The sequence below is a fragment of the Halomonas sp. 113 genome (genome assembly GCF_904067645.1).
Classification (GTDB): Bacteria; Pseudomonadota; Gammaproteobacteria; order Pseudomonadales; family Halomonadaceae; genus Vreelandella; species Vreelandella titanicae.
In genome coordinates, this window is the sequence record NZ_LR881453.1 from 5,184,885 (window position 1) to 5,209,442 (window position 24,558).

At 55.6% G+C, this 24,558-nt stretch carries 23 protein-coding genes; 6 read left to right on the forward strand and 17 right to left on the reverse strand.

Annotated features, from left to right (window positions below):
- Positions 1-107 precede the first annotated feature (107 nt).
- Together YERSI8AC_RS24095 and YERSI8AC_RS24100 are read right to left on the reverse strand one after the other, a co-directional pair.
- Entirely contained in the window at positions 108-1,301 is a 1,194-nt protein-coding gene (locus YERSI8AC_RS24095) for a DcaP family trimeric outer membrane transporter (protein WP_159177777.1), read from the reverse strand.
- A gap of 216 nt (positions 1,302-1,517) precedes the next feature.
- Positions 1,518-2,195 (reverse strand): GntR family transcriptional regulator, encoded by a 678-nt coding sequence (locus tag YERSI8AC_RS24100; protein WP_159177778.1) that lies wholly within the window; start codon positions 2,193-2,195, stop codon positions 1,518-1,520.
- 142 nt (positions 2,196-2,337) lie between these two features.
- On the opposite strand from YERSI8AC_RS24100, the gene YERSI8AC_RS24105 reads away from it, so the two are divergent.
- The 3 genes from YERSI8AC_RS24105 (at position 2,338) to YERSI8AC_RS24115 (ending at position 5,474) form a co-directional block, all read left to right on the forward strand.
- Positions 2,338-3,405, forward strand: a complete 1,068-nt coding sequence (locus YERSI8AC_RS24105) for an aromatic ring-hydroxylating dioxygenase subunit alpha (RefSeq protein WP_159177779.1) — start codon at positions 2,338-2,340, stop codon at positions 3,403-3,405.
- Positions 3,402-4,370 carry a PDR/VanB family oxidoreductase gene (locus tag YERSI8AC_RS24110; protein WP_159177780.1) on the forward strand — a complete coding sequence of 323 codons (969 nt, stop codon included), beginning with the start codon at positions 3,402-3,404 and terminating at the stop codon, positions 4,368-4,370. Before YERSI8AC_RS24105 ends, YERSI8AC_RS24110 begins: the two co-directional genes overlap by 4 nt.
- Positions 4,371-4,451: 81 nt before the next feature.
- Positions 4,452-5,474, forward strand: coding sequence for a TRAP transporter substrate-binding protein (locus YERSI8AC_RS24115; protein ID WP_159177781.1), 1,023 nt, complete (start codon positions 4,452-4,454; stop codon positions 5,472-5,474).
- Between the two features lie 193 nt (positions 5,475-5,667).
- Here the strand turns inward: YERSI8AC_RS24115 and YERSI8AC_RS24120 are convergent, their stop codons facing one another.
- From YERSI8AC_RS24120 to YERSI8AC_RS24190, 15 genes are all read right to left on the reverse strand, one after another.
- Positions 5,668-5,931, reverse strand: a complete 264-nt coding sequence (locus YERSI8AC_RS24120) for a PAAR domain-containing protein (RefSeq protein WP_159177782.1) — start codon at positions 5,929-5,931, stop codon at positions 5,668-5,670.
- A complete protein-coding gene (locus YERSI8AC_RS24125) occupies positions 5,928-6,842 on the reverse strand; it encodes a hypothetical protein (protein WP_159177783.1) in 915 nt (304 codons plus the stop codon). Before YERSI8AC_RS24125 ends, YERSI8AC_RS24120 begins: the two co-directional genes overlap by 4 nt.
- Positions 6,843-6,885: 43 nt before the next feature.
- Complete coding sequence (locus tag YERSI8AC_RS24130) at positions 6,886-7,149, reverse strand: PAAR domain-containing protein (protein WP_159177784.1); 264 nt, start codon at positions 7,147-7,149, stop codon at positions 6,886-6,888.
- The gene (locus YERSI8AC_RS24135) at positions 7,146-8,051 is read right to left on the reverse strand and encodes a hypothetical protein (RefSeq protein ID WP_236557416.1); all 906 of its coding nucleotides are present in this window, start codon (positions 8,049-8,051) and stop codon (positions 7,146-7,148) included. Before YERSI8AC_RS24135 ends, YERSI8AC_RS24130 begins: the two co-directional genes overlap by 4 nt.
- Positions 8,048-9,979 (reverse strand): hypothetical protein, encoded by a 1,932-nt coding sequence (locus tag YERSI8AC_RS24140; RefSeq protein ID WP_159177785.1) that lies wholly within the window; start codon positions 9,977-9,979, stop codon positions 8,048-8,050. The genes YERSI8AC_RS24135 and YERSI8AC_RS24140 overlap by 4 nt, the downstream gene beginning before the upstream one ends.
- Positions 9,976-11,334 (reverse strand): DUF4123 domain-containing protein, encoded by a 1,359-nt coding sequence (locus tag YERSI8AC_RS24145; RefSeq protein ID WP_159177786.1) that lies wholly within the window; start codon positions 11,332-11,334, stop codon positions 9,976-9,978. Before YERSI8AC_RS24145 ends, YERSI8AC_RS24140 begins: the two co-directional genes overlap by 4 nt.
- A gap of 3 nt (positions 11,335-11,337) precedes the next feature.
- Positions 11,338-13,302 carry a type VI secretion system Vgr family protein gene (gene tssI, locus YERSI8AC_RS24150; RefSeq protein ID WP_159177787.1) on the reverse strand — a complete coding sequence of 655 codons (1,965 nt, stop codon included), beginning with the start codon at positions 13,300-13,302 and terminating at the stop codon, positions 11,338-11,340.
- A 393-nt stretch (positions 13,303-13,695) separates the two neighbouring features.
- Positions 13,696-14,328: a protocatechuate 3,4-dioxygenase subunit alpha gene (gene pcaG, locus YERSI8AC_RS24155; protein WP_170834125.1), complete on the reverse strand. Its 633-nt coding sequence runs from the start codon at positions 14,326-14,328 to the stop codon at positions 13,696-13,698.
- 11 nt (positions 14,329-14,339) lie between these two features.
- Positions 14,340-15,071: a protocatechuate 3,4-dioxygenase subunit beta gene (gene pcaH / locus YERSI8AC_RS24160; RefSeq protein WP_159177788.1), complete on the reverse strand. Its 732-nt coding sequence runs from the start codon at positions 15,069-15,071 to the stop codon at positions 14,340-14,342.
- Positions 15,072-15,104: 33 nt separating this feature from the next.
- Complete coding sequence (locus YERSI8AC_RS24165; protein WP_159177789.1) at positions 15,105-16,274, reverse strand: alpha/beta fold hydrolase; 1,170 nt, start codon at positions 16,272-16,274, stop codon at positions 15,105-15,107.
- Between the two features lie 11 nt (positions 16,275-16,285).
- A complete protein-coding gene (gene pcaF, locus YERSI8AC_RS24170) occupies positions 16,286-17,488 on the reverse strand; it encodes a 3-oxoadipyl-CoA thiolase (protein WP_159178000.1) in 1,203 nt (400 codons plus the stop codon).
- Between the two features lie 26 nt (positions 17,489-17,514).
- Entirely contained in the window at positions 17,515-18,288 is a 774-nt protein-coding gene (locus YERSI8AC_RS24175) for a CoA-transferase subunit beta (protein ID WP_009286277.1), read from the reverse strand.
- Complete coding sequence (locus YERSI8AC_RS24180; RefSeq protein ID WP_009286278.1) at positions 18,288-19,121, reverse strand: CoA transferase subunit A; 834 nt, start codon at positions 19,119-19,121, stop codon at positions 18,288-18,290. Before YERSI8AC_RS24180 ends, YERSI8AC_RS24175 begins: the two co-directional genes overlap by 1 nt.
- A 175-nt stretch (positions 19,122-19,296) precedes the next feature.
- Positions 19,297-20,625 carry a class-II fumarase/aspartase family protein gene (locus YERSI8AC_RS24185; protein WP_159177790.1) on the reverse strand — a complete coding sequence of 443 codons (1,329 nt, stop codon included), beginning with the start codon at positions 20,623-20,625 and terminating at the stop codon, positions 19,297-19,299.
- Between the two features lie 198 nt (positions 20,626-20,823).
- Positions 20,824-21,489 carry a TetR/AcrR family transcriptional regulator gene (locus YERSI8AC_RS24190; RefSeq protein WP_138799602.1) on the reverse strand — a complete coding sequence of 222 codons (666 nt, stop codon included), beginning with the start codon at positions 21,487-21,489 and terminating at the stop codon, positions 20,824-20,826.
- Between the two features lie 168 nt (positions 21,490-21,657).
- On the opposite strand from YERSI8AC_RS24190, the gene YERSI8AC_RS24195 reads away from it, so the two are divergent.
- The 3 genes from YERSI8AC_RS24195 to YERSI8AC_RS24205 all read left to right on the forward strand — a co-directional run bounded on the left by YERSI8AC_RS24195 (position 21,658) and on the right by YERSI8AC_RS24205 (position 24,551).
- Complete coding sequence (locus YERSI8AC_RS24195) at positions 21,658-22,704, forward strand: DctP family TRAP transporter solute-binding subunit (RefSeq protein ID WP_009286279.1); 1,047 nt, start codon at positions 21,658-21,660, stop codon at positions 22,702-22,704.
- Between the two features lie 87 nt (positions 22,705-22,791).
- Positions 22,792-23,289, forward strand: a complete 498-nt coding sequence (locus YERSI8AC_RS24200; RefSeq protein WP_039857768.1) for a TRAP transporter small permease — start codon at positions 22,792-22,794, stop codon at positions 23,287-23,289.
- Positions 23,286-24,551 carry a TRAP transporter large permease gene (locus YERSI8AC_RS24205; protein WP_201304265.1) on the forward strand — a complete coding sequence of 422 codons (1,266 nt, stop codon included), beginning with the start codon at positions 23,286-23,288 and terminating at the stop codon, positions 24,549-24,551. Before YERSI8AC_RS24200 ends, YERSI8AC_RS24205 begins: the two co-directional genes overlap by 4 nt.
- The last annotated feature ends 7 nt before the right edge of the window (positions 24,552-24,558 follow it).

Sequence of the window (24,558 nt, forward strand, 5' to 3'; positions counted from 1 at the left end):
AGGCAGCCATACGTGATCCAAAAAAGGCTGGCAAAACGCCAGCCTAAAACGTGATTGAAACAGCGGCAAAGTACTTACACAGTCACCTCACTGCAACGCGTAGAGCGCTAGAACTGGAAGGTGGCACTCGCCTGAAGGCGACTCGCATCATTGGAGACCCCATTCACCTGTTCGATATCCGCATGCTGGTACTCAAGACCGACTGACATGCGCTCGGTAACATCCCAAATCACATTAGCAAACCCATAGTCGAGCGTTTCGAAATGGTCGCCATAGCCTGCGGGTAGGTCTTGCTCAAGACGCGAAACACCCACAGAACTGAACCAGCTATCCGTCCAGTAGTGATTAAGTGACAGACCAAACGCCTGGGTTTCAATCGCTTCAAGGCTGTTACCCTGCACATAGACATCAGGTGCGTTACGGTGACCTACGTTGCCGGGGTTACCCATATAGTTACCGATACCCTCACCGTAGGTGGCACTGCCTTTCAAGCTGGTTGAGGTATTAAAGGGCAAATTGAACTGTGCCTGCACCCCATAACCGGTGACTTCATCATCAATGGTATTGGTGATGTTATTGGTCGAAAGTTGACGCGCTATCCCCGATAGCGCAAATAAACGCTTATATTCGTAGCGCAACGTCAAATCTGGAAGCTGACTCTCCCCATCGGCCACTGAAGCATCATTGCGGGCAATAACCGTGGTGGGGTTTTCCAAGGCAACAGATAGACTTCCTTCCCCAACAGGCTGCGTATAGCGCAACTGAGCCTGCCGCTCGAAAGCGTAGCCCTTAGGGTCTCCTAGTGCCAGGGTGCGTGTCCCGCCCACGAAGCTCATAAAATTTGACCATGTTTGCCCGGCGAGAAAACCGTTCAGCTCGCCATACGCATGGCGCAACCCGAACTTACCATCAGGCACAAAATGCCCTTCGAAGTAAGTGGTTAAACGCCCATAGTCAGTCGCGGTGTGGGTGCGGAAATTCAGACGGGACTCATAGGCCGTAAAGCTGGTTCGACCATCGGTTCGGTTGCCTGGGTTCATCACGGCGTAAGGATCCGTTGATGTACCCAGGTCGTAGTCGAAATCGTAAAACGCATCGAGCTTAACGTACCCGCCAAAGGCGATATCGGTTTTGGTGCCTGGAATATTAAACGTTGATCGGTGATTCCAGGGTGGGCCTACACGGCTTGGCTCACCGGTCACGACAGGCTGTCCGGCTTCTACCACATCAAACGCATGGGCCTGGGCAGCAAGCGCACAGGGAGCGAGAAGGGCGCACGCAACAAAGTGGTTAATTTTCATTGTTTGTCTCTGCTTTTGGTCGTAATGGTTAGTTGTAATTGTTCTCAATGCGAACGATGATCCGCATTACGTACCAAAGCTGCGAAAAAAACCTCCATCTGTCAATTAAAATGGAGGCTATGCATATTAAATATTAAGTAAGGTATTGAATATAAATAATTTTATTTTATTAATACTTTGGTTTAATTATACAGTACAACTAAATAAGCCACCTTTTTATTCAGAATCGGCCAGTAGCTCAGGGTAACGCAGCCCGATCAGCGCATGCTCGCGCATCAGCATTTCTGCCCTCGCCCCCTCTCCCTGTTTAAGTGACTGAAATATAAGCTCATGATGAAACTGCGCTAATTGCAACTTTTTAAACTCTCGCTCTAAGTCATCGCTATCAATGATGATTGAGTCGGCGGCAGCGAAAGGAAGGTGATTATTCCTTGCAATGGCATCCGCCACGACACCGCTACCGATGGAGTGAATGATAATGCCGTGAAAATGCGCATTAAGCTCGCTCCATTGATTGATATCGGACTCTACAAGGTAGCCTTTGGCGATTAGCTTTTTTCCTTTTTGGATCCAAAACCCAAGTTCCTTAGCGACACTAGGCGGCAGCCCTTGCTCCGCCAGGTGCCGAGCGGCCAGCCCTTCCAGCACCCCGCGCACCTCAACCGCGCAGTGCACATCCGCTTGGGTAAACTCACGCACCATAAACCCGCGCTTGCCCGCCTGCTGCAGCAATCCCTCCTGCTCCAGAGTGCGAAAAGCCAGTCTTACCGGCGTTCTCGAAACACCTAACTGCTCCGCAACCGCAACTTCACCAAGGCGCTCCCCAGGAGCGTATGCCCCCTCACTGATCAGCTTTCGCAGCTGGCTGACGACACTTTTATCGTTGTTACTCATTTATTTTTTCTCTCATATCAACACTGTTTTGCAATTAGCTGGCGAGCTCTACGAAAGTATAGGTTGACGACAAAAACCTTCCTAGCCTTTACTTTGGATCCAATAAGCATAATTACAACACTAACCCAAAAAGGAGTTTACCGTGACTCAACAAGCCCCCTTTCCTTTAAATACCTGGTACGTCGCCTGCACCCCAGAAGAGCTTACCGAGAAACCGCTTGGGCGAACTATTTGCAATAAGCAACTAGTTTTCTTCCGCGGTGACGAAAATCGCGTGGCCGCCGTGGAGGACTTTTGCCCCCACCGTGGTGCCCCGCTCTCCTTGGGCTTCGTGCGCGATGGCAAGCTGGTGTGCGGCTACCACGGCCTTGAAATGAACTGCAGCGGTAAGTGCGACAGCATGCCCGGCCAGCGGGTTCGTGGCTTTCCAAGCAATCGCGCCTACCCCGTTGAAGAGCGCCACGGCTTTATCTGGATCTGGCCCGGCGACCCCGAGAAAGCGGACGCCGATCTGATTCCCGAGCTGCACTGGGCCAACAACCCGGACTGGGCGTATGGCGGCGGCCTCTACCATATTCAGTGTGAATATCGCCTGATGATCGACAACCTCATGGATCTTACCCATGAGACCTATGTGCACGCCTCCAGTATTGGCCAGCCCGAGATAGAGGAAGCCGCACCGGAAACGACGGTTAACGGCGATGAGGTGGTCACCAGCCGCGAGATGGAGAACATACCCGCACCGCCTTTCTGGCAGGCCGCTCTAAGGGGTAATGGGCTTGCTGATGATGTCCCCGTCGACCGCTGGCAAATTTGCCGCTTTACCCCTCCTAGCCATGTGCACATCGATGTCGGTGTGGCCCACGCGGGCAATGGCGGCGCTAAAGCACCGGCAGATGTAAAAGCGTCCAGTATCGTGGTCGACTTTATCACTCCTGAGAGCGATACCTCTATCTGGTACTTCTGGGGCATGGCCCGCAACTTCAAGCCGGAAGATCAGGCGCTCACCGACAAGATCCGTGAGGGCCAGGGCAAGATCTTCGAAGAGGATCTTGAGATGCTCGAGGCACAGCAACGCAACCTGCTCAAATACCCCGACCGCCAACTACTGAAACTCAATATTGACGGCGGGGGCGTACAAGCGCGCCGCATTATTGATCGCATCTTAAAAGAGGAGCAGGCCGAGCAACCCCAGGAGGCAACGGCATGAGCCACCCCTCTCTATCGCTTATTGTCGAGGTAAAAGCTCGCCATGAGGAGGCGCTTGGCATTGCCACCTTTGAACTTGCCGACCCGCATGGTCGACCGCTGCCCACCTTTAGCGCTGGCGCCCACATTGACGTGCAGGTGAAAGAGGGGGTAATCCGGCAATACTCGCTGTGCAACCACTCTGAAGAGCGGGATCGCTACTTGATCGGCGTTTTGCGTGATGAGGCCTCCAGAGGAGGCTCCATCGCCATGCACGATGAGGTTCAAGAGGGTGACCTCTTACTCATTAGCGCCCCTAAAAATCACTTCCCGCTCAAGCCAGCTAAACGAACTTATCTGCTGGCGGGTGGGATTGGTATAACCCCATTGCTGTGCATGGCAGAGCGTTTAGCGCGCACCGAGGCAGACTTCGAGCTGCACTACTGTGCGCGCTCCGCCGAGCGCATGGCCTTTCGCGAACGTATCAAGACATCAAGTTTTGCCGATAGAGCGCACTTCTACCTGGACGACGACACCGCGGCCCCAACTCTCGACCTGGAAGAATTGCTTAGTGAGCCAGAGGCTGACGCCCTGGTCTACGTCTGCGGCCCTAGCGGATTTATTAACGCCGTCCTTTCCACCGGCAAGCAGTGTGGCTGGTCAGCCAACCAACTTCACACCGAGTACTTTGCAGGCGCGGAAACAGCCAGCGAAGACGACGGCAGTTTCGAGGTGCGCATTGCCAGCAGCGGCGCCGCCTTTACCGTGCCCGCCGATAAAACCGTCTACCAAGTACTGGCTGAAAATGGCATCGACATCATGGTCTCCTGCGAGCAGGGGGTCTGTGGCACCTGCCTCACCCGTGTACTCGAAGGCGAACCCGACCACCGGGATTTATACCTGGATGACGATGAGCACGCGGCCAACGATCAATTCACACCCTGCTGCTCCAGAGCCAAGAGCAAAACCCTTGTGTTGGATCTTTAACCGTCTCAAACACCGTTTCAAAAAAGTTGCAAAAACAATCATAAAAACGTGCCCCGTTGACTAGACATCAGGATATCGACAATGAAAAAAATACCCACCCACCTAGCCAAGGCGACCCTGTTTGGCGTGTTTGCCGTTTCATTCGTGGCCCCCGCCGTGGAAGCCAGTACCACACTTCGAGTGGCGCATGTCTGGCCGGGCGGCTCCATGATAGACCGCGAACTGTTTCAGGCCTGGGCTGAAAGCGTCGAGGAGGCGTCAGATGGGCAGCTGACAGTAGAAGTTTTTCCCAGCCAGACGCTAGCGAAATCGGCTCAAACCTACGAAAGTGCTGTCAGCGGTATCGCCGATATTGGCGCCTCTGCCCAAGGTTATACGGCGGGCCGCTTTCCCCTCACGCAAGTCGTCGAGCTGCCGGGGGTATCATCGAGCGCCCGCCAAGGAGCCTGCATTCTCCAGTCGCTTTACGATCAAGGGCATTTTGAGCAGGAGTACGCCGATACACGCCCGCTGTTCCTGTTTACCACCGGCCCCGGTTACCTGCATACCAAAAACCAGCTGATTGAAACACCGGCGGATCTTGAAGGGCTTCGCCTACGCCGCCCCACGCCAGTGGTGGGTGATATGTTCGAACGCCTTGGTGCCCAGGCGGTGGGTATGCCAGCGCCGGATGTGTTTACCTCCATGCAGCGTGGTGTCGTCGACGGCCTAAGTTTCAACTGGGAAGGCATGAAGACCTTCCGGCTGAACGAACTGGCGCAGTACCATACTGAAGTCCCCCTGTATGACCTTTCGCTGTTCGCCACCATGAGCCAGCGCAGCTACGACAGCCTGCCGGCCGATTTGCAGCAAGTGATTGATGACCACAGCGGCTTGGAGTGGTCGCTGCGCGCGGCGGAGGTTTACGACGAGATGATACGCCAAGGGCGTGAAGAAGCCGTTGAAGCGGGGCATGAGTTTGTGGTCATCGAAGACGCGCTGGAAGATCCCGAATGGGGCCCTGTACTGCAGCAAACCATTGATGATTACTTGGAGGATATTGGCGGCGCTGCCAATGAAATCTATAATACCGCGATGGATTTACAGCAAAGCTGTCAGGTTTAGCGATTCCTTGAACCTCATCACAAAAGGGCAGCCAACATAGGCTGCCTATTGTTCTTACACTCAGAATTCTTACCTACTTAGCATTAACTCAATGGATAAGCACCACATTCCCCAAATGGTGCATCTACCACTAACCGCTCAACGACTCCGTTCAATTCCTGACTCCTTCCACAACTGTTATTCCGCATAAGCGCTACGGCTGAACCTTTGCACTGCTCGACGCCGTAATAATCTCACCGCCGTGATCCTTTTTGCAGCCCAGGTAGGCCGTAGGCTTTCCATCATGGTTGGAGTGGCTGGAACCTTCGATAATAGTAGCGCCGCAGCCGGTTTTATCACCCACCCGCGCCACGGGCTGGCCCTCTACTTGAGAGGGCGAACCGGTGATAATTTCCGTGGTGCCGTGGCCGGGTATGGGGCAGCGGTGGAGATCGCCTTTACGGGCAAAGGGGTTCATCGGCAAATTTCCCACTGACCATCGCGGCGGATGAAGTAAAGTCTTACTTTGCTTGAAACATCGTCTTCTTGGACATGCATAAACCGAATAGGAACATTAACCCCCTTTGTGGTTAGCCAAGCTACTCGATTATCCGCCGCAAGATTTAGTGTCATCGGCTCTTCTGGAAAGTCTCTTAACTGAAAGAGCCCTGGATTATCGAAGAACATCGTAAAGCTTGCTCGCTGGCGCACATAGGCTTCGGATTCTCCTGAAGCTAAAGCAAGCTCTTCGATCATGGTTTTCGAGGCGTCCATTAGCGCATCGTTATCTTGTGCTTCAAATAGGGCATATAGTCGGCGATATTCACGGGCTAGGCTATCACGTGTAGCATTACTGTCTCTTAATACGTCGCCCTCTTCCCAGCACCAAGTGGGCATCGACTGTCGGTTATTAAAAGGCACCTCCAGTCTGAAATAGTCATCATCCCAACGGATGGCACTAGCTACCACACTTAATGGAGCTTGATCATCTACGTCAACAACTTCTGGCTTAAAACCTACCAGGCCAGGGTGTATCACAACCTCAAAGGCGGTTTTAGCTTCAGTATTGGGATTTTGCCCCGGCTCCCAATACTCCATGGAGAGTCGCAACTCATGCTGCTCGTCAAATGGTTGGTCAGAGGGCACTGGCCAAGCATAAAATTGAATTTCATTACGACCATTACGTATATATTGTGATGCTGGCAGCATCGTATTCTGATGTCCCGGCACTCCTGAGAAATTGAGCATTATCTCTTGCATGTCCACTGAGTATGCTAATCCATTAACACTCCAGCGAACGCCAAACTGATACTCGGTTTCCTGTGCCATTAAGGGCGCACTGATTAGCATCAGCGCAACAATCCAAAAGCAAGCCACCCATTTTTTCATGCTGTTATATACCTTCAACAACTCGATAAACTGACCTGATGCACTAAGGCTGAACCTTGGCACTACTCGATGCGGTAATAATCTCACCACCATGATCCGTTTTACAGCCAAGGTAGGCCGTAGGCCTTCCATCATGGTTGGAGTGGCTGGAGCCTTCGATAATGGTGGCGCCGCAGCCGGTTTTATCCCCCACCCGCGCCACGGGCTGGCCCTCTACCTGAGAGGGCGAACCGGTGACAATTTCGGTGGTGCCATGGCCGTGGATGGGACAGCGATGCAGGTCGCCTTTGCGGGCGATGGGTTTCATCGGCAGATTTCCCACTGACCATCGCGTTGAATAAAGTAGAGTCTTACGTTTGAGACTTGTTCATCACTTCCTGCATGCCCAAATCGAATCGGCGCCGCTACCCCCTCACGGGTAAGCCAGGCCACACGATTATCCGCTCCCAAATTCAATGTCATCGGCTCTTCTGGAAAAGGATCAAGCTGGAAAAGGTTAGGATTATCAAAGAACATGGTGAAACTTGCTCGCTGGCGCACATAGGCTTCGGATTCTCCTGAAGCTAAAGCAAGCTCTTCGATCATGGTTTTCGAGGCGTCCATTAGCGCATCGTTATCTTGTGCTTCAAATAGAGCATATAGCCGACGATATTCCCGGGCCAGGCTATCGCGGGTAGCATTACTGTCTCTTAATACATCGCCTTCCTCCCAGCACCAAGTGGGCATCTGCTGACGGTTATTAAAATTAACTTCCAGTGTGTCGTATTCTTCATAGCGGCTAAAGCGAATATCATTCTGCAGCGGTTGCAAAGGCGCTCCAGGGTCTAGAAAGACAACTTCAGGATCAGCATTATCTTCTCCAGGCATCATAACTACTTCAAAGGCAGTGCTGGCTTCGGTATTAGGATTTTTACCGGGCTGCCAGTAAAGCAATGAAACCTTCAACTCACTATCGGGTTCATATTCAAGTGGCCATGAATTTAAATTAATTGTATTCTTACCATTTTTAATATACTGGGAAATTGGCAATCGTGTATCTAAATGGCTCGGTGTCCCTGAAAAATTCAACATGATGTTATGAATGCGTAACGAGCTAGGAACTCCATTCACAGACCAGCGTACGCCAAAGTGATATTCTGTTTCCTGAGCCATCGCGTTCGTCTCCATTACAAGTAAAAAAGATAGTAATAATGCCACTAATGTTTTCATGAGAATGGTATAAACTCCCCGGTATAACCCTCGGCAAGAGGGTAAGTGTTTGTATTTTCCGAATCCTCAACCCATTCGACCGTCGTGGTGTTTAGTACGGCTTGTCGTGAATTAGAACTGTAACTTCTCGTTTCACCACCAGCATCTGATTGCCGGCCACCTGACTCCACATTCACTTTCTTGAACGACTTGATTTTTATGGCCGCACCCTTGTGGTAAAGCTGATAACCCCAATGGCCTCCATCTGTCTTAATCCGAATACCGCCCTCAGTAGCGATTTCCGCTTCATATCTGAATACACGCTCTTCGGTTATAATTGAATCAAAATACCCCATAATGCCGCCCACCGCCTTGGCTGTGAGCTTGATCTCTATTTGGCCCTGAATACTCTCTTCACCGAACTCACGTTCAAAAAAGTCATAGACGCCATTTAACATATTGTCACTACTGGCATTATCTTCAGATGCTTTAAACCCAGCCCCTAAAGCGACATCTATAAACAGGAATGGGTTTATTTGGTATCTGGCAACGCCCCAGTTCCTACCCTTTTCTGCGTCTTCCAGAAATACTAGTAATGCATGAGCCGCCCCACCCAAGGGAGTGACTACGGGCAACCTTCGTAACGAGCGCTTCAAGGCCTGATAAATATCGACTTTGACACCAAACGCAAAATCTATTGAAAGCCCTACCTCGAGCTCCCATGTCAGCCCCGGCCCATTAGTTTCTTCTACTTGCTTTGTCCCAGCTTCCAGACCTAGCTTAGGGCCTACGGTGTAGAGATTAACCAGTTTTCGATTATCGTGTTCAGTACTTAGCCTTTTGGCCAAGCTTTTGGCGCCATTGCTCAACGAGTCGATAAACCGGTCAACAGAGCTACTTTGTTGGCGACTCCTATCCTGATCGCGAAGCGATGGCGCACTGTCGTAGGTAGTAGTTTCACTACGGTATTTACCGACTTCTATCTTTTTCGTATTGCTACCGCAGGTCACATCTATCTGGGCATCAATTTGCCACCCCTGTTCGTGCGTCACCTGGCGGGGGTTGCTCCCCATACCATGCTCGCTGCGCAGCCGCCTTCCCTCACTACGAGGGATATTCTCGGTGCCTATTTGAGGCGGCTGTAAGCTCACTTTTCCCGCGAACTTCAGGCTCGGCACGGTCACAGAGGTAAAGAAAAAATCTTGTGTACCATCGTAGCTAATCTTGAATTGTTCCTCTTTCACCATGACGGCACGGTTCATGATGATATCGAGAATAATCGTGGCGGCTTCAAAGGCAAGGCCGTAATCGCCCAAACGAGGTATATTGAGCAAGGTCGGGCGTGGGTTTGTCTCTACCGTAAAGGGTATTTCGGCGCCCGAGGTAATGGCCGTGCCGTTCAGCGCTTCAGTCCAAGACAGCCTATGAGCGTCATGGGGGCAGTCATCGGCTAGCGTTATGGTGACAGTACCTTCGTCCTTAAACGTTGTGCCCTGCAAGAATCCTTCGAAACTTAGTTCACCTGATACCGCTTTATCCGCTACAAAGTAAATTTTACAATCGGTATCTACCAGTTCATTTTCACCTTGCAGAGTTACTCGGTTATTGCTGCCTGAATGACATACCACCTCAACTTTTTCGATACAGGGGGTTTGTGATGCACACACAGTACAAACGGCACCGAACTCAGGATCTTGGGCTTGGGGCCTCCCTTCAAGTACGGGTAGAGGCATAGAGGGAATCGGGCTTTCCGTGAGTGCTTCCCCACCATTTGCCAAGAAGTCGTTGTAGTGGTTTTGGGTAGTTATCACCTCCAGTGTTTCACGCTGAACCTCGTCTGCCTGCATAGCGTTCTGGATCGATCTTAGCGTGTTTACGTGGCTGGTGAAGTGCTCCGGTTGGTTCTGCGCTAAATACGCGATGTCTTCAATACTGGGTTGATAGCTCATGGACGTTCCTCGTCAGCGATGGGCCGATAGTTGTCTTCATGCTGACCGGCTTGTTGATAGGGGGCCAATAGCGCATGCCGTAGTCGCCCTCGGGGCAGCCACTCTTCCAGTAACTGGCACTTCCGCCAGCCAGCGAGTTTAGCGTTGTCGAGGATCCGCTGAGCATCAGGGTGGCGGTGGGCAAAATCAGCGCCCACCTCCAGCACACAAATGACCAGGGTTTGGATCTGCTTTTTAGAGGCAAGCCCATACCGCTCCCCTAGCTGAGTGGCATCAATCACCGCACGCGTCCGCTCGCCTTCTGATACCTGGGGATAGCGCTCTTTGAGTGACCGCGCGAGGGCTTGGCTCGCCCTTGACTGCGTAAGCTCCCCAAAGTGCTGGTACTCCGCCTGCCCTATTGCAAACTGCCGCCCCTGGCCGTTGGCGGCGCGGGCATCGTCACTGAGTTCGATGCGCACTAGCCTTCCCTGTACGTCGTTGGCATCGGCGTCGAGTTCAATCGCTGGGGTTAATGTCAGCTCAGCGGGAAACACCATTAAAGGCGAGGCAGGCACCATCACCGTTTCGATTGGTGCCATCAAAGCGGCCAGTTTCCAGGGTTCCAAGGCTTGGCTCATATCCAGCGCCACCCGGGGATCGTAGAAGCGGAAGTACACCGGGGCCTGGTCGTTGGCAGGCGTCCAGAGCATGGTGAACTTGCGCAGGTGGCTGCGCAGTTGCTTTAGGGTGGCGTTGGATTGCAGCAATATCCCCCAGTGTTGATCCTGGGGCAGGCCTTCCAGCCATTCGCGTAAGTCGCTGTCCGCTTCAAGGCGCACCAACCACGGGGCATTGGCCTGGGTGGCGGTGTCCGTGGAGGCGTAGAGACAGGTATGCTGGTCATCGGCTTGGCTAAGGCGCTGCATTGCTTCGCGGCAGTTAACACCGTCAATCACGGCCCATAACGGTGGCTGATGGGGGGCAAACAGCGCTTGCCAGGTGGTCTCTTGGTAATTCACCGGTGGGAGAATCACGGCCGGTGGGGGCTCAGGCACTTTCTCCGGTAACAGGGGCAGCATCTCGCCATAAGCCACCGGGTGTTGCGACGAGGTGGTGTGGGCCAGTTCCACCAGCCCGTGGGCGATACCTTCTCGGCGGCAGCGCTGAAGCAGGGTTTCAATGGCATCCAGGCGTATCAGTCCCAGGCCGTCATCGTGGCACTGCTGCTGTAGCAGCGCCCTAACCTCGTCTGCGTCCTCGGCCAATACGGCGGCCACGGTGACCGCTTCGTCGGCCTCCTCTTCCCAGCGTCGGGCACTGGGGGAATAGGCCATCACATGGCAGCGGGCGAGCCAGTAGTCAGCCATTGCCATGGGTTATTCCCCTTCGAGCGGGCAGTGGGAGACAAACGGGCTGCCTTCCCCTGCAGCGGCTTCCAGCACGGCGGGTATGCTGGGCAGTGCCGCCGCGCTGGGCGATGCAGAGCCAACATTGAGTACCGGGGTGACATCCACGCTGCCACCGCCGACCACCAGCGCGGCGCCGCCGGCAACCAGGGTGATCTTGCTGGCATCGAGGATCAGCTCGCCATCGGCTTTGAAAGTGATATCGCCATTGGCGTGGGTCTGGTAACTGCCGCCTACCGTTAGCCCGCGATCACCGTCCACCTGTTCGGTGTGGTTAGTGCGAACGGTGATATCACGATTGCCGTCGATGGTTTCGACACGATCCTTGGCGACGGCCAGATGGGAGTTATTGCCAATGGTGGCGGTGTCGTCGAATTCGACCCGCTTCTGGCGGGAGTTGAGGACATGCAGCTCCAGGTTTTTCTGAGCATGCATGTAGATAAACTCTTCCCCGGCCTTGTCTTCAAAGCACAGCTCGTTGAAGCCTTCGCCTTGGTGGGTCTGGGTTTTGATTGTGGTGCGGGTTTTGTGCTCAGGGAGTAGGTACGGCGCTGTATTAGCGGCATGATAAGTGCGCCCGGTGATCAGCGGCTGGTCCGGATCGCCTTCAAGGAATGAAATCGTGACCTCATGCCCTATCCGCGGTATGGCGATACTGCCGTAGCCCGCCCCTGCCCAGCCTTGGGATACCCGCACCCAGCAACTGGCCTTCTCATTAGGCTCCGCGTAGCGATCCCAGGGAAACTGCACCTTGACCCGGCCATACTCGTCACAGTAAATCTCTTCCCCTGGCGGCCCCACCACAAACGCCACCTGAGGGCCGTCCACCCGCGGCTTGGGATTAGGGGTTGCCCGCCAGGCCGTGTCACCAGGCCCCAGCACCAGGGTGTTGTAGTAGCGGGTCATCCCGCCCTTGTCGCTACTGGAGATGCTGTCCTCTTCCAGCGCCTGGGGCTGTTCGCCGTAGTGGGTGGCCTCGATCAGTTGCCAGTCGCGGTTGAGAGCGTCGGCGTCGTGGTCGGTGAGGGTAAAGCGCATGCCTGGGGCAAGCTCGGGTAGGTCACTCTCGGCGTGCGCGGTGATTGCCTCACGGCGCAGGTATTCAAGTCGCGTACGGGTAAACGGTTTGCCGGATGCGTCCCGCTTATAACGCCCCGGGTAGTCGTAGTGTTCATAGTCGGCACGCTGGCCGTGCTGCTCAATATCGCGGCCCTGATGCTCATGCAACTGTGCATAGCCAGGGTTCTTGAAGGTGTAGTCCTTGAGCATGGCAGAGGAACTGGCCACCCGCGCCGTCTGGCGCAGTTTGCGCACATGGCGGGTGGGCGGCGTTCCCCCGGCGCGGCTGTGGTAGGTGCGTTCACCGAGCGTGCTGAGCATTTTAGGATCGTCGCTAAAGATCAGGCGGTGGGATCCTGCTTCAAAGGTATGGTAGTAAAACAGCCCCTCTTCAGCCGCGAGGCGTTCGATAAAGGCGAGGTCGGTCTCGCGATACTGAACACAATATTCACGTTCGACGGGCTCGCGCGTAACATCAAACGTTATGTCGCTAATGCCGCGTTCCTGGCAGAGGGTGGTGATAATCGTGATGGGCGTGACTTTTTGGAAAATACGCGAGTTGTGCCGTAGCGAAAGCCGCCACAGCGCAGGGCGCAGTACCAGGGAGTAGAAGGTGCGGCGGTGGCCGCGATCGCCCTGGGAAAATTCGCTAACTATGCCATGGATGTGACGCAGCGCTTCTCCGCTATGCCACACGGTAAGCGTGGCGTTGCGATCCAGCAGCTCGGCGGCATTGAGTTGGCCATTGCGACTGGCAAAATTGAGCGTTAGCTCAAAGGGGGCGGAAAGGGCCTCGCGGTGGGTAAAGTCCACGACGGCGACATCGTCTACGCCGGGTAGTGTGAGCGTAAAGGACAGACCGTTGCCGTTTGCCATCGCCTCCCTCCTTGGATCGTCGATTACGAATGAGTGGTGCTAGCGTAGCGAGATACCGTGAGGGCGCAACAGCTGGCAGATACACAGCAGGGATGATCTGAGCACTGCTCAGCGTTTTAGAACATACAAAACCAGCAACAATCAAACAAAATCAATTGTTTGGAAAACAAATGCATATTGCCGGAACCATATTTGTAAGAGATCTCTTACAAAATTTTCCGAAATGGCTTACACAAAAATTTCCTTCCAGTGCCGTTTAATCATCAGGCTGCTGTTCAGGATACTGGTACAAACCACCGAGCTCTTGATGCGTAGGTAGATACCACCTCAGACACACAAAAAAGCGCCATGACAACGTCACAGCGCTTTTTTTGCAGGGGCGAGAATAGCTACTCAAAAATCAAAAAACACCGTCTCGCCTTCGCCCTGCAGGCGGATATCAAAGCGATAACGCACCTTACCCTCCACCTCTTCGCGCTTGGCGATCAGGGTCTGGCGGCGTGCCGGTGATTCGATACGCGTGAGCACCGGGCACTGGGCGTTCGCTTCAGCTTCATCATCGAAGTAGAGCCGTGTTTGCAGGTGAATATTCACCCCGCGGGCAAACAGCGTGAGGTTAATGTGCGGCGCCATTGGCTGGCCGCTGGGGTGCTTCACCGCGCCGGGCTTAATGGTGGTCAACGACCACTCGCTGCCGTGATCAAACGTCGTCGCGGTGCGGCCAAAGCTATTGAACGGTTTGCTAAGGTCGTAATCGGCTTGGTAGTCACCGTTAGCATCGGCCTGCCACGCCTCAATAAAGGCATCGCGCACCAGATCGCCGTTGCCGTCGATGACAATGCCGACCACTTCGATATGCTCACCCTCGGCGTCAGGCTTAGCCATCTCGTTCCAGATCTCTTCATCGCGCACCGGGTTGCCTGCCGCAGCGAGAGCAAGACCAATATGCACGTAGGGGCCAGCAGTTTGCGAGGCGGTTTCCCTTAGCATCAGGTCGCTGGTCGGCTGGCTATTAGGCTGATTCATGAGGTATCCCCTTATTGATTCTCAAAATAGGTCTGCAGCTCGCCGCGCACCACCACATCAAAACGATAGGCAAGGAAGTCCATCGGCTTACTGTGGGCCATATCCAGCCGTCCAATCATAGTCTCAACCGCGAGCGGGTCTTTCAGTGTATGCACGATCGGGCAAAGCGGGATCAGCGGGTCGCCTTCAAAGTACATCTGAGTGATTAACCGGGTGGAGATTGAAGGACCAGTTACCGAGACGTGAATATGCGCAGGCCGCCAGCTATTCATATCATTCGGCCAGGGATAAGGGCCGGGCTTGATAGTACGGAAACGGTAAAAGCCCTGGTCATCGGTCAAGCAGCGGCCAACGCCACCGAAATTGGGATCTAACGGTGCTAGGTACTTGTCGTTTTTATGCCGGTAGCGCCCGCCCGCATTGGCCTGCCACATTTCTACCAGGGTGTGCGGTATCGGCTTACCAAACTGATCCACCACTCGGCCGAACATCATAATCCGCTCGCCCTGGGGGAGACCGCCCTGGCCTGGATCCTGGCGGAAGTTCAGCAGTAGATCGTTATCGTGGGGCCCCATGCGCAGGTGGCTGAAATCGGGGCCGGTCAGTTCGGATACAGTTGGCTGCTGCATGCTCACTAGCGCCTGCTGAGGCGAGCGCGCCACCGAGGTTTTATAACCCGGCGCGTAGGCAGGCGGATGCCAGTTGCGGTCGCGGGCCACAAAGCGTTTATTGTCGTGGGTCATCGCCCTTTACCTCTCATCAATTATTTTGATTCGCTACTCACCCCAACCCAGCTCTTTGGCAAGGGCAAAGGCGTGGTTGGCCGCCGGAACGCCGCCATAAATCGCCACGTGCATCAGCACTTGGCGCAGCTCGGCTTCCGTTAGGCCAATCCGTTTAGCGGTTTTTAAGTGCAGCGTTAGCTCTTCACGACCAAGGGTAGCGAGAATCCCGGTAGTGATCATGCTGCGTTCACGGCGGGTTAAGTCGTCGTTGCTCCACAGCTCGCCCCAGGCCAAGCGGGTAATCATCTGCTGGAAGGGAGCGTCCAGGCTGTTGGCGTTGGCGGTAGAGCGCGCTACATGCTCTTCTCCCAATACCTGCTTGCGGGTTTCCAGGCCAGTGGCGTAAGCCACGCCATGGTTGGCCACATCGCCCAGATCCGTTGCCAGCACGGCGAGGAGCTTTTGTGCGAACAGCGCGGGGGCCTCTACCGCAGGCACGTGGCCGACGCCGTCAAAAATCTCCAGCGGTGCGCCATCGAGTTCTGCCGCCAGGGCTTCCAGCGTTGCAGGCGGCGTGGCCATATCTTCACTGCCGCCAAACAGCTGCACTTTCGTGCTCTTACCTGAGAGCTTGCCAGTAAAGGTATCGCGGCCAAGCATTTCACACAGCTGGGCGTAAGACTCATCGTCACCACGGCCCATCTGTGTACACCAGCCTGCTTTCAGCGCCGGGCTGGCCTCAAAGGCTGCCGGGGCAAACCAGCGCGGTACGATCTCTTCAGACATTGCCGCCAAACTTTCCTGACGTACACGACCCGCGCGGGTATTCCACAGATCAGGATTACCGATCACCGCGCCAGTGTTGGTCAATGTGACAGAGAACAGACGGTCGCTATGCTCGGCAATCAACTGCTGCCCCACCACACCGCCAATGGACGTCCCGGCAAAGTGAAAGCGCTGCGCGCCCGCCAGCTCTACCAATGCCAGAGCCTCAGCGGCTAAATCAGCGGGGGTGATCTGCTCACCGCTAACCGCCTGGCTGGCACCGTGGCCAGGGAGATCCCAGGTCAGCACCCGATAGCGGGGCAGCAGTGCGGGAATCACGTCATCCCATACTGCCTGGCTCATGCCCAAAGGGTGCGCCAGCACGACCAGCGGATTCACTTCTGCGCCGAGCAGGCGGTAAGCCACACTGCGGCCATTGATGGTATGAAATGCCATGACTACCTCCGTTAAACGCGCTCAATCAGTGTGGCAATGCCCTGGCCCACACCCACGCACATGGTGCATAGCGCGTAGCGCTTGCCGCTGTTTTGCAGCTCATGGGCAGCGGTCATCAACAGACGCGCACCGGACATGCCTAGCGGGTGCCCCAGGGCAATCGCGCCGCCGTTGGGGTTGACGCGAGGGTCGTCGTCTTTAAGGCCCAAGTCGCGCATACAGGCCAGCGCCTGGGCGGCGAATGCTTCGTTGAACTCAAATACATCTATCTCATCCATCGAGATGCCGGTGCGCTTGAGCAGTTTCTGCACTGCCGGCACCGGCCCGTAGCCCATAATCCTCGGCTCTACACCTGCCGTGGCCATGCCGATAATTTTCGCCATCGGTTTAAGACCGTGCTGTTTAACCGCTGCTTCACTGGCCACCAGCATCGCCGCCGCGCCGTCGTTAACGCCCGACGCATTGCCTGCGGTCACGCTGCCGCCGTCACGGAAAGGAGTAGGTAGGCCCGCCAGTTTTTCCAGCGTGGTTTCCCGCAGATGCTCATCCTGATCAAAGATCAGCGGCTCCTGCTTGCGGCGCGGGATCTCAATGGCGGTGATTTCTTGAGCAAAACGCCCCGCTTTTTGAGCGGCAGCAGCTTTCTGCTGGGAGCGCAGGGCAAAGGCGTCCTGGTCTTCACGAGAGATAGTGAACTGCTCGGCGACGTTCTCTGCGGTCTCCGGCATGGAATCAATGCCGTAGGTTTTCTTCATCAGCGGATTGACCAAGCGCCAACCAATGGTGGTGTCTTCAATTTTTTGCCCGCGGGCGAAGGCGCTATCGGCCTTGCCCATCACGTAGGGCGCGCGGGACATGGACTCCACGCCGCCTGCCAGCGCCAACTCCATTTCACCGGCTTTAATGGCACGAAACGCCGTACCCACCGCATCCATACCCGAGCCGCACAGGCGGTTCATGGTCGTGCCGGGCACCGAGGTAGGAATGCCCGCCAGCAGCGACGACATGCGCGCCACGTTACGGTTATCTTCCCCGGCCTGGTTGGCGCAGCCCATAAAGACTTCTTCAATGGCAGCAGGGTCGAGATCCGGCGCTTCTGCCAGTACGGCTTTAAAAATCGTCGCGGCGAAATCATCCGGGCGCACGCTGGCCAGGGTGCCACCAAAGCGTCCAACAGCGGTGCGGCGGGGATGACATAGAAAGACGTCTTGCATCACAACATCGCTCATAAATAGCTCCTTTATGCGTCCGCGTGGGCCCGCTCAGTGCGTGCTTTCAGCTCACGCAAAATCGTCAGCTCATTTTCGCTGGGCTCTGGGGTGCTCTCAAGCTGCTCGGCAAAGCGGACTTCCCAGCCGGTGGCATCAACGACATCTTCACAGCTAACGCCAGGGTGCAGAGAGACGACTACCAGCTCTTTGGTCTCAGGGTCGGGCTTCATCACGCACAGGTCGGTGATTACCCGGGTGGGCCCCTTGCCGATATTGGGTACGTTGTCGCGGCCTTTGCCGTCGCGGCCAAAGCCAAGGGTGGTGACGAAGTCGACATCTTTCACAAAGGCGCGCTTGGAGTGTTTCAGGGTGATAAACACTTCACCGGCGTTGGTGGCAATTTCCGGCGCACCGCCGCCGCCCGGCAGGCGAACCTTGGGCGCTTTGTAATCGCCGATCAGCGTGGTATTCAGGTTAGCAAAGCGGTCGATTTGCGCGGTACCTAAAAAGCCCACGTCGACCTTGCCGCCCTGCAGCCAGTAGCGGAACATCTCTGGCACCGCCACGGTGGTGAGCGCCGATTCGCACAGCTCACCATCGCCAATAGATAACGGCAGAATATCGGGCTTGGTCTGCAGTGTGCCAGACTCATAAATCAGCACTACATCGGGGGCGTGGGTCAGCCGTGCCAGGTTGGCGGCTTCCGAGGGCAGCCCGATACCCACAAAGCAGGTCATACCATTTTCCAGCGCCCGCGCGGCGGTCACCGACATCATTTCAGAAGAGGTATATTCGAGACTCATTAGCTGTTCTCCCCTGCATGATTTTGGGCAGCATTAAAAACGTTGTCGTCGAGCCACTGGGTAAAGGTGTCGCGATCGCGGGCGATGGCATCCCACTCTTTATAGAAGCGGTTGCTACGGCCGTAATAGCCGTGGGTGTACGAGGGCAGCGCGCCTTTCTCGGCTACCGCAATGGCGCTGATAGCCCAGCTAGGAATCACACAGGCGTTGGGGTGGGCGTTGAGGTCATCGACGATCTCCTCCACCGTGACGATACTGTGTTTGGCCGCCAGTACCGCCTCTTTCTGCACACCAACGATCCCTTCCACCAGCACATTGCCCTGACGATCCGCACGCTGAGCGTGAATGATCGAGACATCCGGGCGCACCGACGGCACGGCCGCTAGACGCTCCCCGGTAAACGGGCACTCGATGAATTTGATTTGATCGTTGACGCTGGGCAGCTCGCTGCCGATGTAGCCGCGAAAAACTGCCAACGGTAAACCTGCCGCACCGGCTTCAAATGCACAGGCCATGGCCGCATGACTATGCTCCAGAATCTCGATCTTGCGCGGCCAGCCTTTCTCGACCGCATCGCGCAAGCGGTGAAGCGATCCCACACCGGGGTTGCCACCCCAGGAGAAGATCACCTTTTTAGCGCAGCCCGCGCCAATCATCTGATCGTAGATGATATCGGGGGTCATGCGGATCAGCGTCAGGTCGCGCTTTTTCTGACGGATCACTTCGTGACCGGCGGCAAACGGAATCAGGTGGGTAAAACCTTCCATGGCCACGGTGGCGCCGTCTTGGACGTAGCGCGCTACCGCGTCATGCAAGCTGAGAAACTCGGCCATGATGGGTGCCTCTTAGCGATTAGCAGAAATGTTCGTTAAGCGAACATAGATCCTCTATACGAACAATCTACTGCTGAACGCTAATAGGGTCAAACCCATTGGTGCTTACCTAATTACCCTGCTGAATCCACCCACCACGCCAAACCTAAACGTAACACTTTGTTTTTAAATACGCTTATTGCGCTGCTAACCATTTTTTGGCACGAGTGACCTGGGCGGCGCTGCTACCAAGGTATAAAGCGGGGTCGCAGGCGTTACTCAGCGCATCGGGGTCTACGGTTCCTTTTACATCAGAATGTTCGGCAAGCACCTCTGAATAGGGGCGTGCTTCCCGGCGTGAGGTTTCTGCCGCTTCAGCGCTAACCGCTTTAGCTTTCTCCACGCCTAGCGTAGGCGCCAGCAAACGTGCGACTGGCTCAGCCATGATGCCGCCGCCGGTGGCTGCCAGGTTGCGCCACATGTTGTCGGGGTAGACTTCGAGTCCTTCCAGCAACACGGCCACTTGCTCTAATGCACCCTCTACCAGCAGAGCGCTCTCCATCAGCGGCGCCCACTCCGCATGCCACTCGCCTAGCCCGCGCTCCAGCGGCTGGGCGGTGGCGTTGATCAATACGCTGGTGTGACCATGCACTTGCCGCGCCGCGCCGCGAATCAGCGCACTGCGTACCGGGTTACGCTTATGGGGCATGGATGACGACTCCCCCATTCCCGGCGCAGAGGGCTCTGCCACTTCACCGACTTCGGTTTGGGTGAGCAGAGATACATCCAGGGCGATTTTTTCAGCGGCGCCGGCGACAGCGTCTAATGCCGTGCCAAGGGCATGAATCGGGTAGCGGTCGGTATGCCAGGGCAGCACCGGCACCGCCAAGCCTAACCGTCCGGCCAGCGCATCCATCCACTCTAGTCCTAGGGTGTCCCAGCCCGAGTGTGCCCCCACCGCGCCACCAAACTGAACGGGCAGTTCCACCTCATCCAAACGGCGGCGGCTCTGCTCCAGGCCAATTGCCCAGTGGGCCACCTTCACTCCAAAGGTGATCGGCAGCGCCTGCTGCATTAGGGTGCGCCCCACCATAGGCGTGTCGATGTGAGTGTCCATTAGTTTTAACGCCGCTGATCGACAGCGCAGCAGTAACTCGTCTAGCGCCGCCAAGCGTGGCTTAAGCAGCAGCATCAGCGCGGAGTCGACTACGTCCTGACTCGTCGCCCCCTGGTGCCAGTAGCGCTTGAGGTCATTGGCAAGGAGCGCACGGCTCTGCTTGACGAAAGGAATCGCAACATTGCCACCGCTGGCGATGCCATCGGCGATCTCAGAAACAGACAAGTGGGCGTGCTCAAGCTGCTCACGCATTTGCTGGCTAATCCCGTCAGGCACGGCTCCGCTGGCTTCTTGCACTTCCGCTAAGGCCAACTCAAAGGCCAACATGGCACGCACCATGGCGTCATCGTCGCACTCGGCAACGGCTCGCTGGCTCATGAAAGGGTGTTTTAAAAATGCAGAGGGCATGGCGGTAGGCTTCCTATTAACGCTGTCCTGAGCCTAAAAATAGCTCAAAAAGCATGGCTCAAGACAAAATTGTACATATGTTCGCTATTCGAACTGTACGTTAACTAGGTAGGCGTGAACTCACAAGCGTCGCCCTGCTTCGGAAGGCAAGCTTGCGGATCAACATGTGCTGACTCTTGACTACAATTGAGGCGTTGCTTATTCAGGACGCACGTAACGCAGCACCATCTCGGTAACATGCTCCTCTAATTTTTGCTGGTTCTCAGGCGCGGCTTGGTGCCAATCAAAAATCCGCGAAAAAGTATGCTGGTTTGAGACATTGAAAAACGACAGCGCGCTAATCAGCCAGTGCAGTTCCCGAGGATCCAAGCCTTCACGAAAACAACCCTCTTCTACACCGCGGATATAAACGTTGGTGAGTACATCAATCACCCCGGCATTGAGTGATTGAATCAACTCTGACTGCGCTAAAAAGCGGCCATGATGAATATTTTCGATCATTACCAGGCGAATAAAGTCAGGGTTTTTGGCGTGGTGGCAGAAGGTAAAACGCACCAGTCGGCTAAGCGCCTCGAGCGGGGCCAGGTGGTCAAGATCCAGCTCGGCCTCCTGCAGGCGCACTTTCTGGTAGGCGGCTTCCAAGGTGTGTAGGTAGAGCGTCTCTTTATCATTAAAGTAGTAGTAAATCATGCGCTTAGAGGCGCGTGTTTTCTCGGCAATCTCATCGATCCGGGCCCCAGAGAGGCCTTTTTCTGAGAATTCGCGGGTAGCCACCGCAAGAATATCGGCGCGCACGGATTCGGGATCATTTTTACGCCGTCGCCGCGCGGCAGGGGGGTTGGCCTTGGTCGAAGGGGCTGTCATAGAGCGTGCCTTTTATTGTCGTGGTCGTCTTTTGTCTAGTATGCCATAGCTTGACTGAACGTACCATTTCGTACATTGTTGCTCAGGAAAGGATGGAAGAGCCAAGCACGCCAAGACCGAAGGCTTCTCCAGACCCCATGACAACAGCCCAATAAGAGGACAACAACAATGTCTCTACACCCACTGTTTGCACTAAAACAAACGTCCATGAAGCGCACGCTAGCAGCCGCCATCGCCGCTGCCACGCTAGTGACTGCCGCAAACGCCTCTGCCCAGACGCTACGCTTCGCCCACGTTGACCCAGATGACTGGACTACTTCGAAAAAAGGCGCAGCTGGTCAGGTGTTTAAAAACCTGGTGGAAGCCGAAACTGATCTCACCGTGGAGCTCTACCCCGCTGGCTCACTAGGCGGTGAAACCGAGCTGATTGAAGGCGCCCAGGATGGCACCATCAGCATTGCGATGGTCTCCGGCGCCTACGCTAATTTCTGCCCGGCGGTCGCCGTAACGGATATCCCTTACACCTTCCCGTCAGCGCCAGTGGCGTGGCAAGTAATGGACGGCGAGTTTGGTACAGCACTAGCCGAACACTGCTTGCAACAGACTGGCCTACGCACACTGGCTTACGGCGAAACGGGCTTCCGCCACTTCACCAACTCCGTGCGCCCGATCAACTCGCCTGAGGATATGCAGGGCCTGAAGTTCCGCGTGCAGACTATTCCGCTCTACTTGGAAATGGTCAGTGCTTTAGGTGGAGAGCCTCAGGGCATCGCCTGGGGAGAGGTGCCAACGGCCCTTGCCACCGGCGTAGTCGATGGCCAGGAGAACCCCATCTCAGTGATCTACGGCAATAACTTCTATGAGTTTCAGGATTATTTGACCCTGGATCGTCACGTTTACGGCGTGGATCACCTGCTGATCAACGATGAGATATTTCAGTCGCTTAGCGAAGAGGAGCAAGCCGCGGTGAAGCGCGCCGCTGTGGTCGCCGGCACTACCGGCCGTGCCATTCAGCAGTTCAATTCGGCAGAGGGGATCACCAAACTGGAAGCGGAGGGTATGGAGATCACCCAGCCCACTGCTGAGCAGATGGAGGCCTTCCGCGAAGCCGCCCAGCCACCGGTTCAGGCGTACCTGACAGAAGAACTTGGCGATGACGCAGAGTGGATCGAGCGCCTTTCTTCCGCTGTGGAAGAGGCTTCCGCGCGCTTCTAATCCCCGCCGAACCAAAGCGCTTGCGAGTGGGCCTTCGGAGGTTCACTCGCAACCCTGCGTGCCTGACTATCGATCGAAGGTGCTCTTATGTCTCCTCTTCTCGCCCGGTTACACCGCGGTCTGATCCTGTTCAATGGCAGCTTGGCAGGGCTTGCCATGGTGCTGATTTTTCTGCTGGTCGCAGGCAATGCCTTTGCGCGATACACCTTTGGCGGCTCCATTACCTGGGGAGAAGATACCGCCATCTACCTGATGATTTACGGGCTGATGTTTGGCATGTCCTGGGCGTACCTACAGGACAAGCACATCGGGTTTGACCTTATTCGTCGCTTGCTGCCGCCGCGCTGGGTGCGCTGGCAAGCCGTGGCTGTCGACCTAATAGTGCTAGTAGTGGGCATTGGCTTGATGGTGTCAGCCGTTGAGTTTATCGCCTCCCGCGGAGGCCGCACCTCGTCGAGCACAGGAATGCCAATGTGGCTGTTTCAAGCCTCCATGCTCATCGGTGGCGCGCTGCTCTGTCTCTCTGCACTGGTAATGGGCGCGCTGCGTCTGTGTGATCAGCGTGGTGAGGAGGCTTCATCATGATTTTTATACTACTTTTAGCCCTCGTACTGCTCGGGGTGCCGTTTGCCTTTGCCATCCTCGGCTCATTGACGGTGTTAATGAGTACCGGCGATTTGCCCTACCACATCCGTATCGTCTCGCAGCAGTTTTTCGGCGGTATGGAGTCCTTCCCACTGCTGGCGATCCCGCTGTTTATTCTGGCCGGCGAGCTGATGAACGAAGCGGGTATCACCCATCGAATTATTAACCTGGCCACCGCCATTGTCGGCCGCCTAAAGGCGGGGCTGGCACACGTCAATATCTGGGCCTCGGTGATTTTTGCGGGTCTTTCCGGTTCGGCGATTGCCGACACCTCCGCGTTAGGGCGGGTGTTTATACCGTCAATGGAAAAAGAGGGCTACCCCCGGGATTTTGCCGCTGCGCTCACAGCTGCCTCTTCGGTCATTGGCCCGATTATTCCACCCAGTATTCCGGTGATTATCTATGCACTGACGGTGTCGGGTGTGTCGGTACCGGGACTGTTTTTGGCTGGTATTGTGCCGGGCTTTTTGCTGGCATTGGGGCTCTCCGTCTACGTCTACTTTTTTGCCGGTGACCTTGGCGCCACCCAATCAAAACAGCAGTCGCGCCGCCACGCCCTTCTCCACGGCCTGCTGCCTGCGCTCATGCCAGTGTTTGTGGTCGGGGCCATTCTTGCCGGTATCGTCACGCCCACCGAGGCGGCAGCCTTTGCCGTGGTCTACGCGCTGATTCTGGGCGTGGTGCTCTACCGCAATATCAAACTGGTGAACCTGCCCGCTATCTTCGCCCGGGCCATGCGCGACAGCGCGGTGATTATGGTGATCATGGGCGCCGTAGCGGCGGCCAACTGGGTGTTAACGTTTGAGCGCGTGCCCAACATGCTCACCGAGTGGGCACTGATGAGTATCGATACCCAGTGGACCTTCCTGATCGCCGTGATTCTGCTCCTGTTGGTGGTGGGACTGTTTTTAGAGGGTATAGCGGCGATCTTGGTGCTCGTGCCGATCCTCCATCCCATTGCCATGGCGTTGGGTATCGACCCGCTGCACTTCGGCATCGTGGTGATCTTCAATCTGATGATGGGGCTGATCACGCCGCCCATGGGACTCTGCCTGTTTGTCGCAGACTCCGTCTCCGGCGTGGGAATGGGGCCAATTATCCGCCGCATTCTGCCGATGCTGGGCGTGCAGTTTTTGATTCTGCTGCTGATTACTTTCGTCCCCGCACTGGTCACCTTCCTGCCGCGACTGGCGGGTTACTGATGCTATT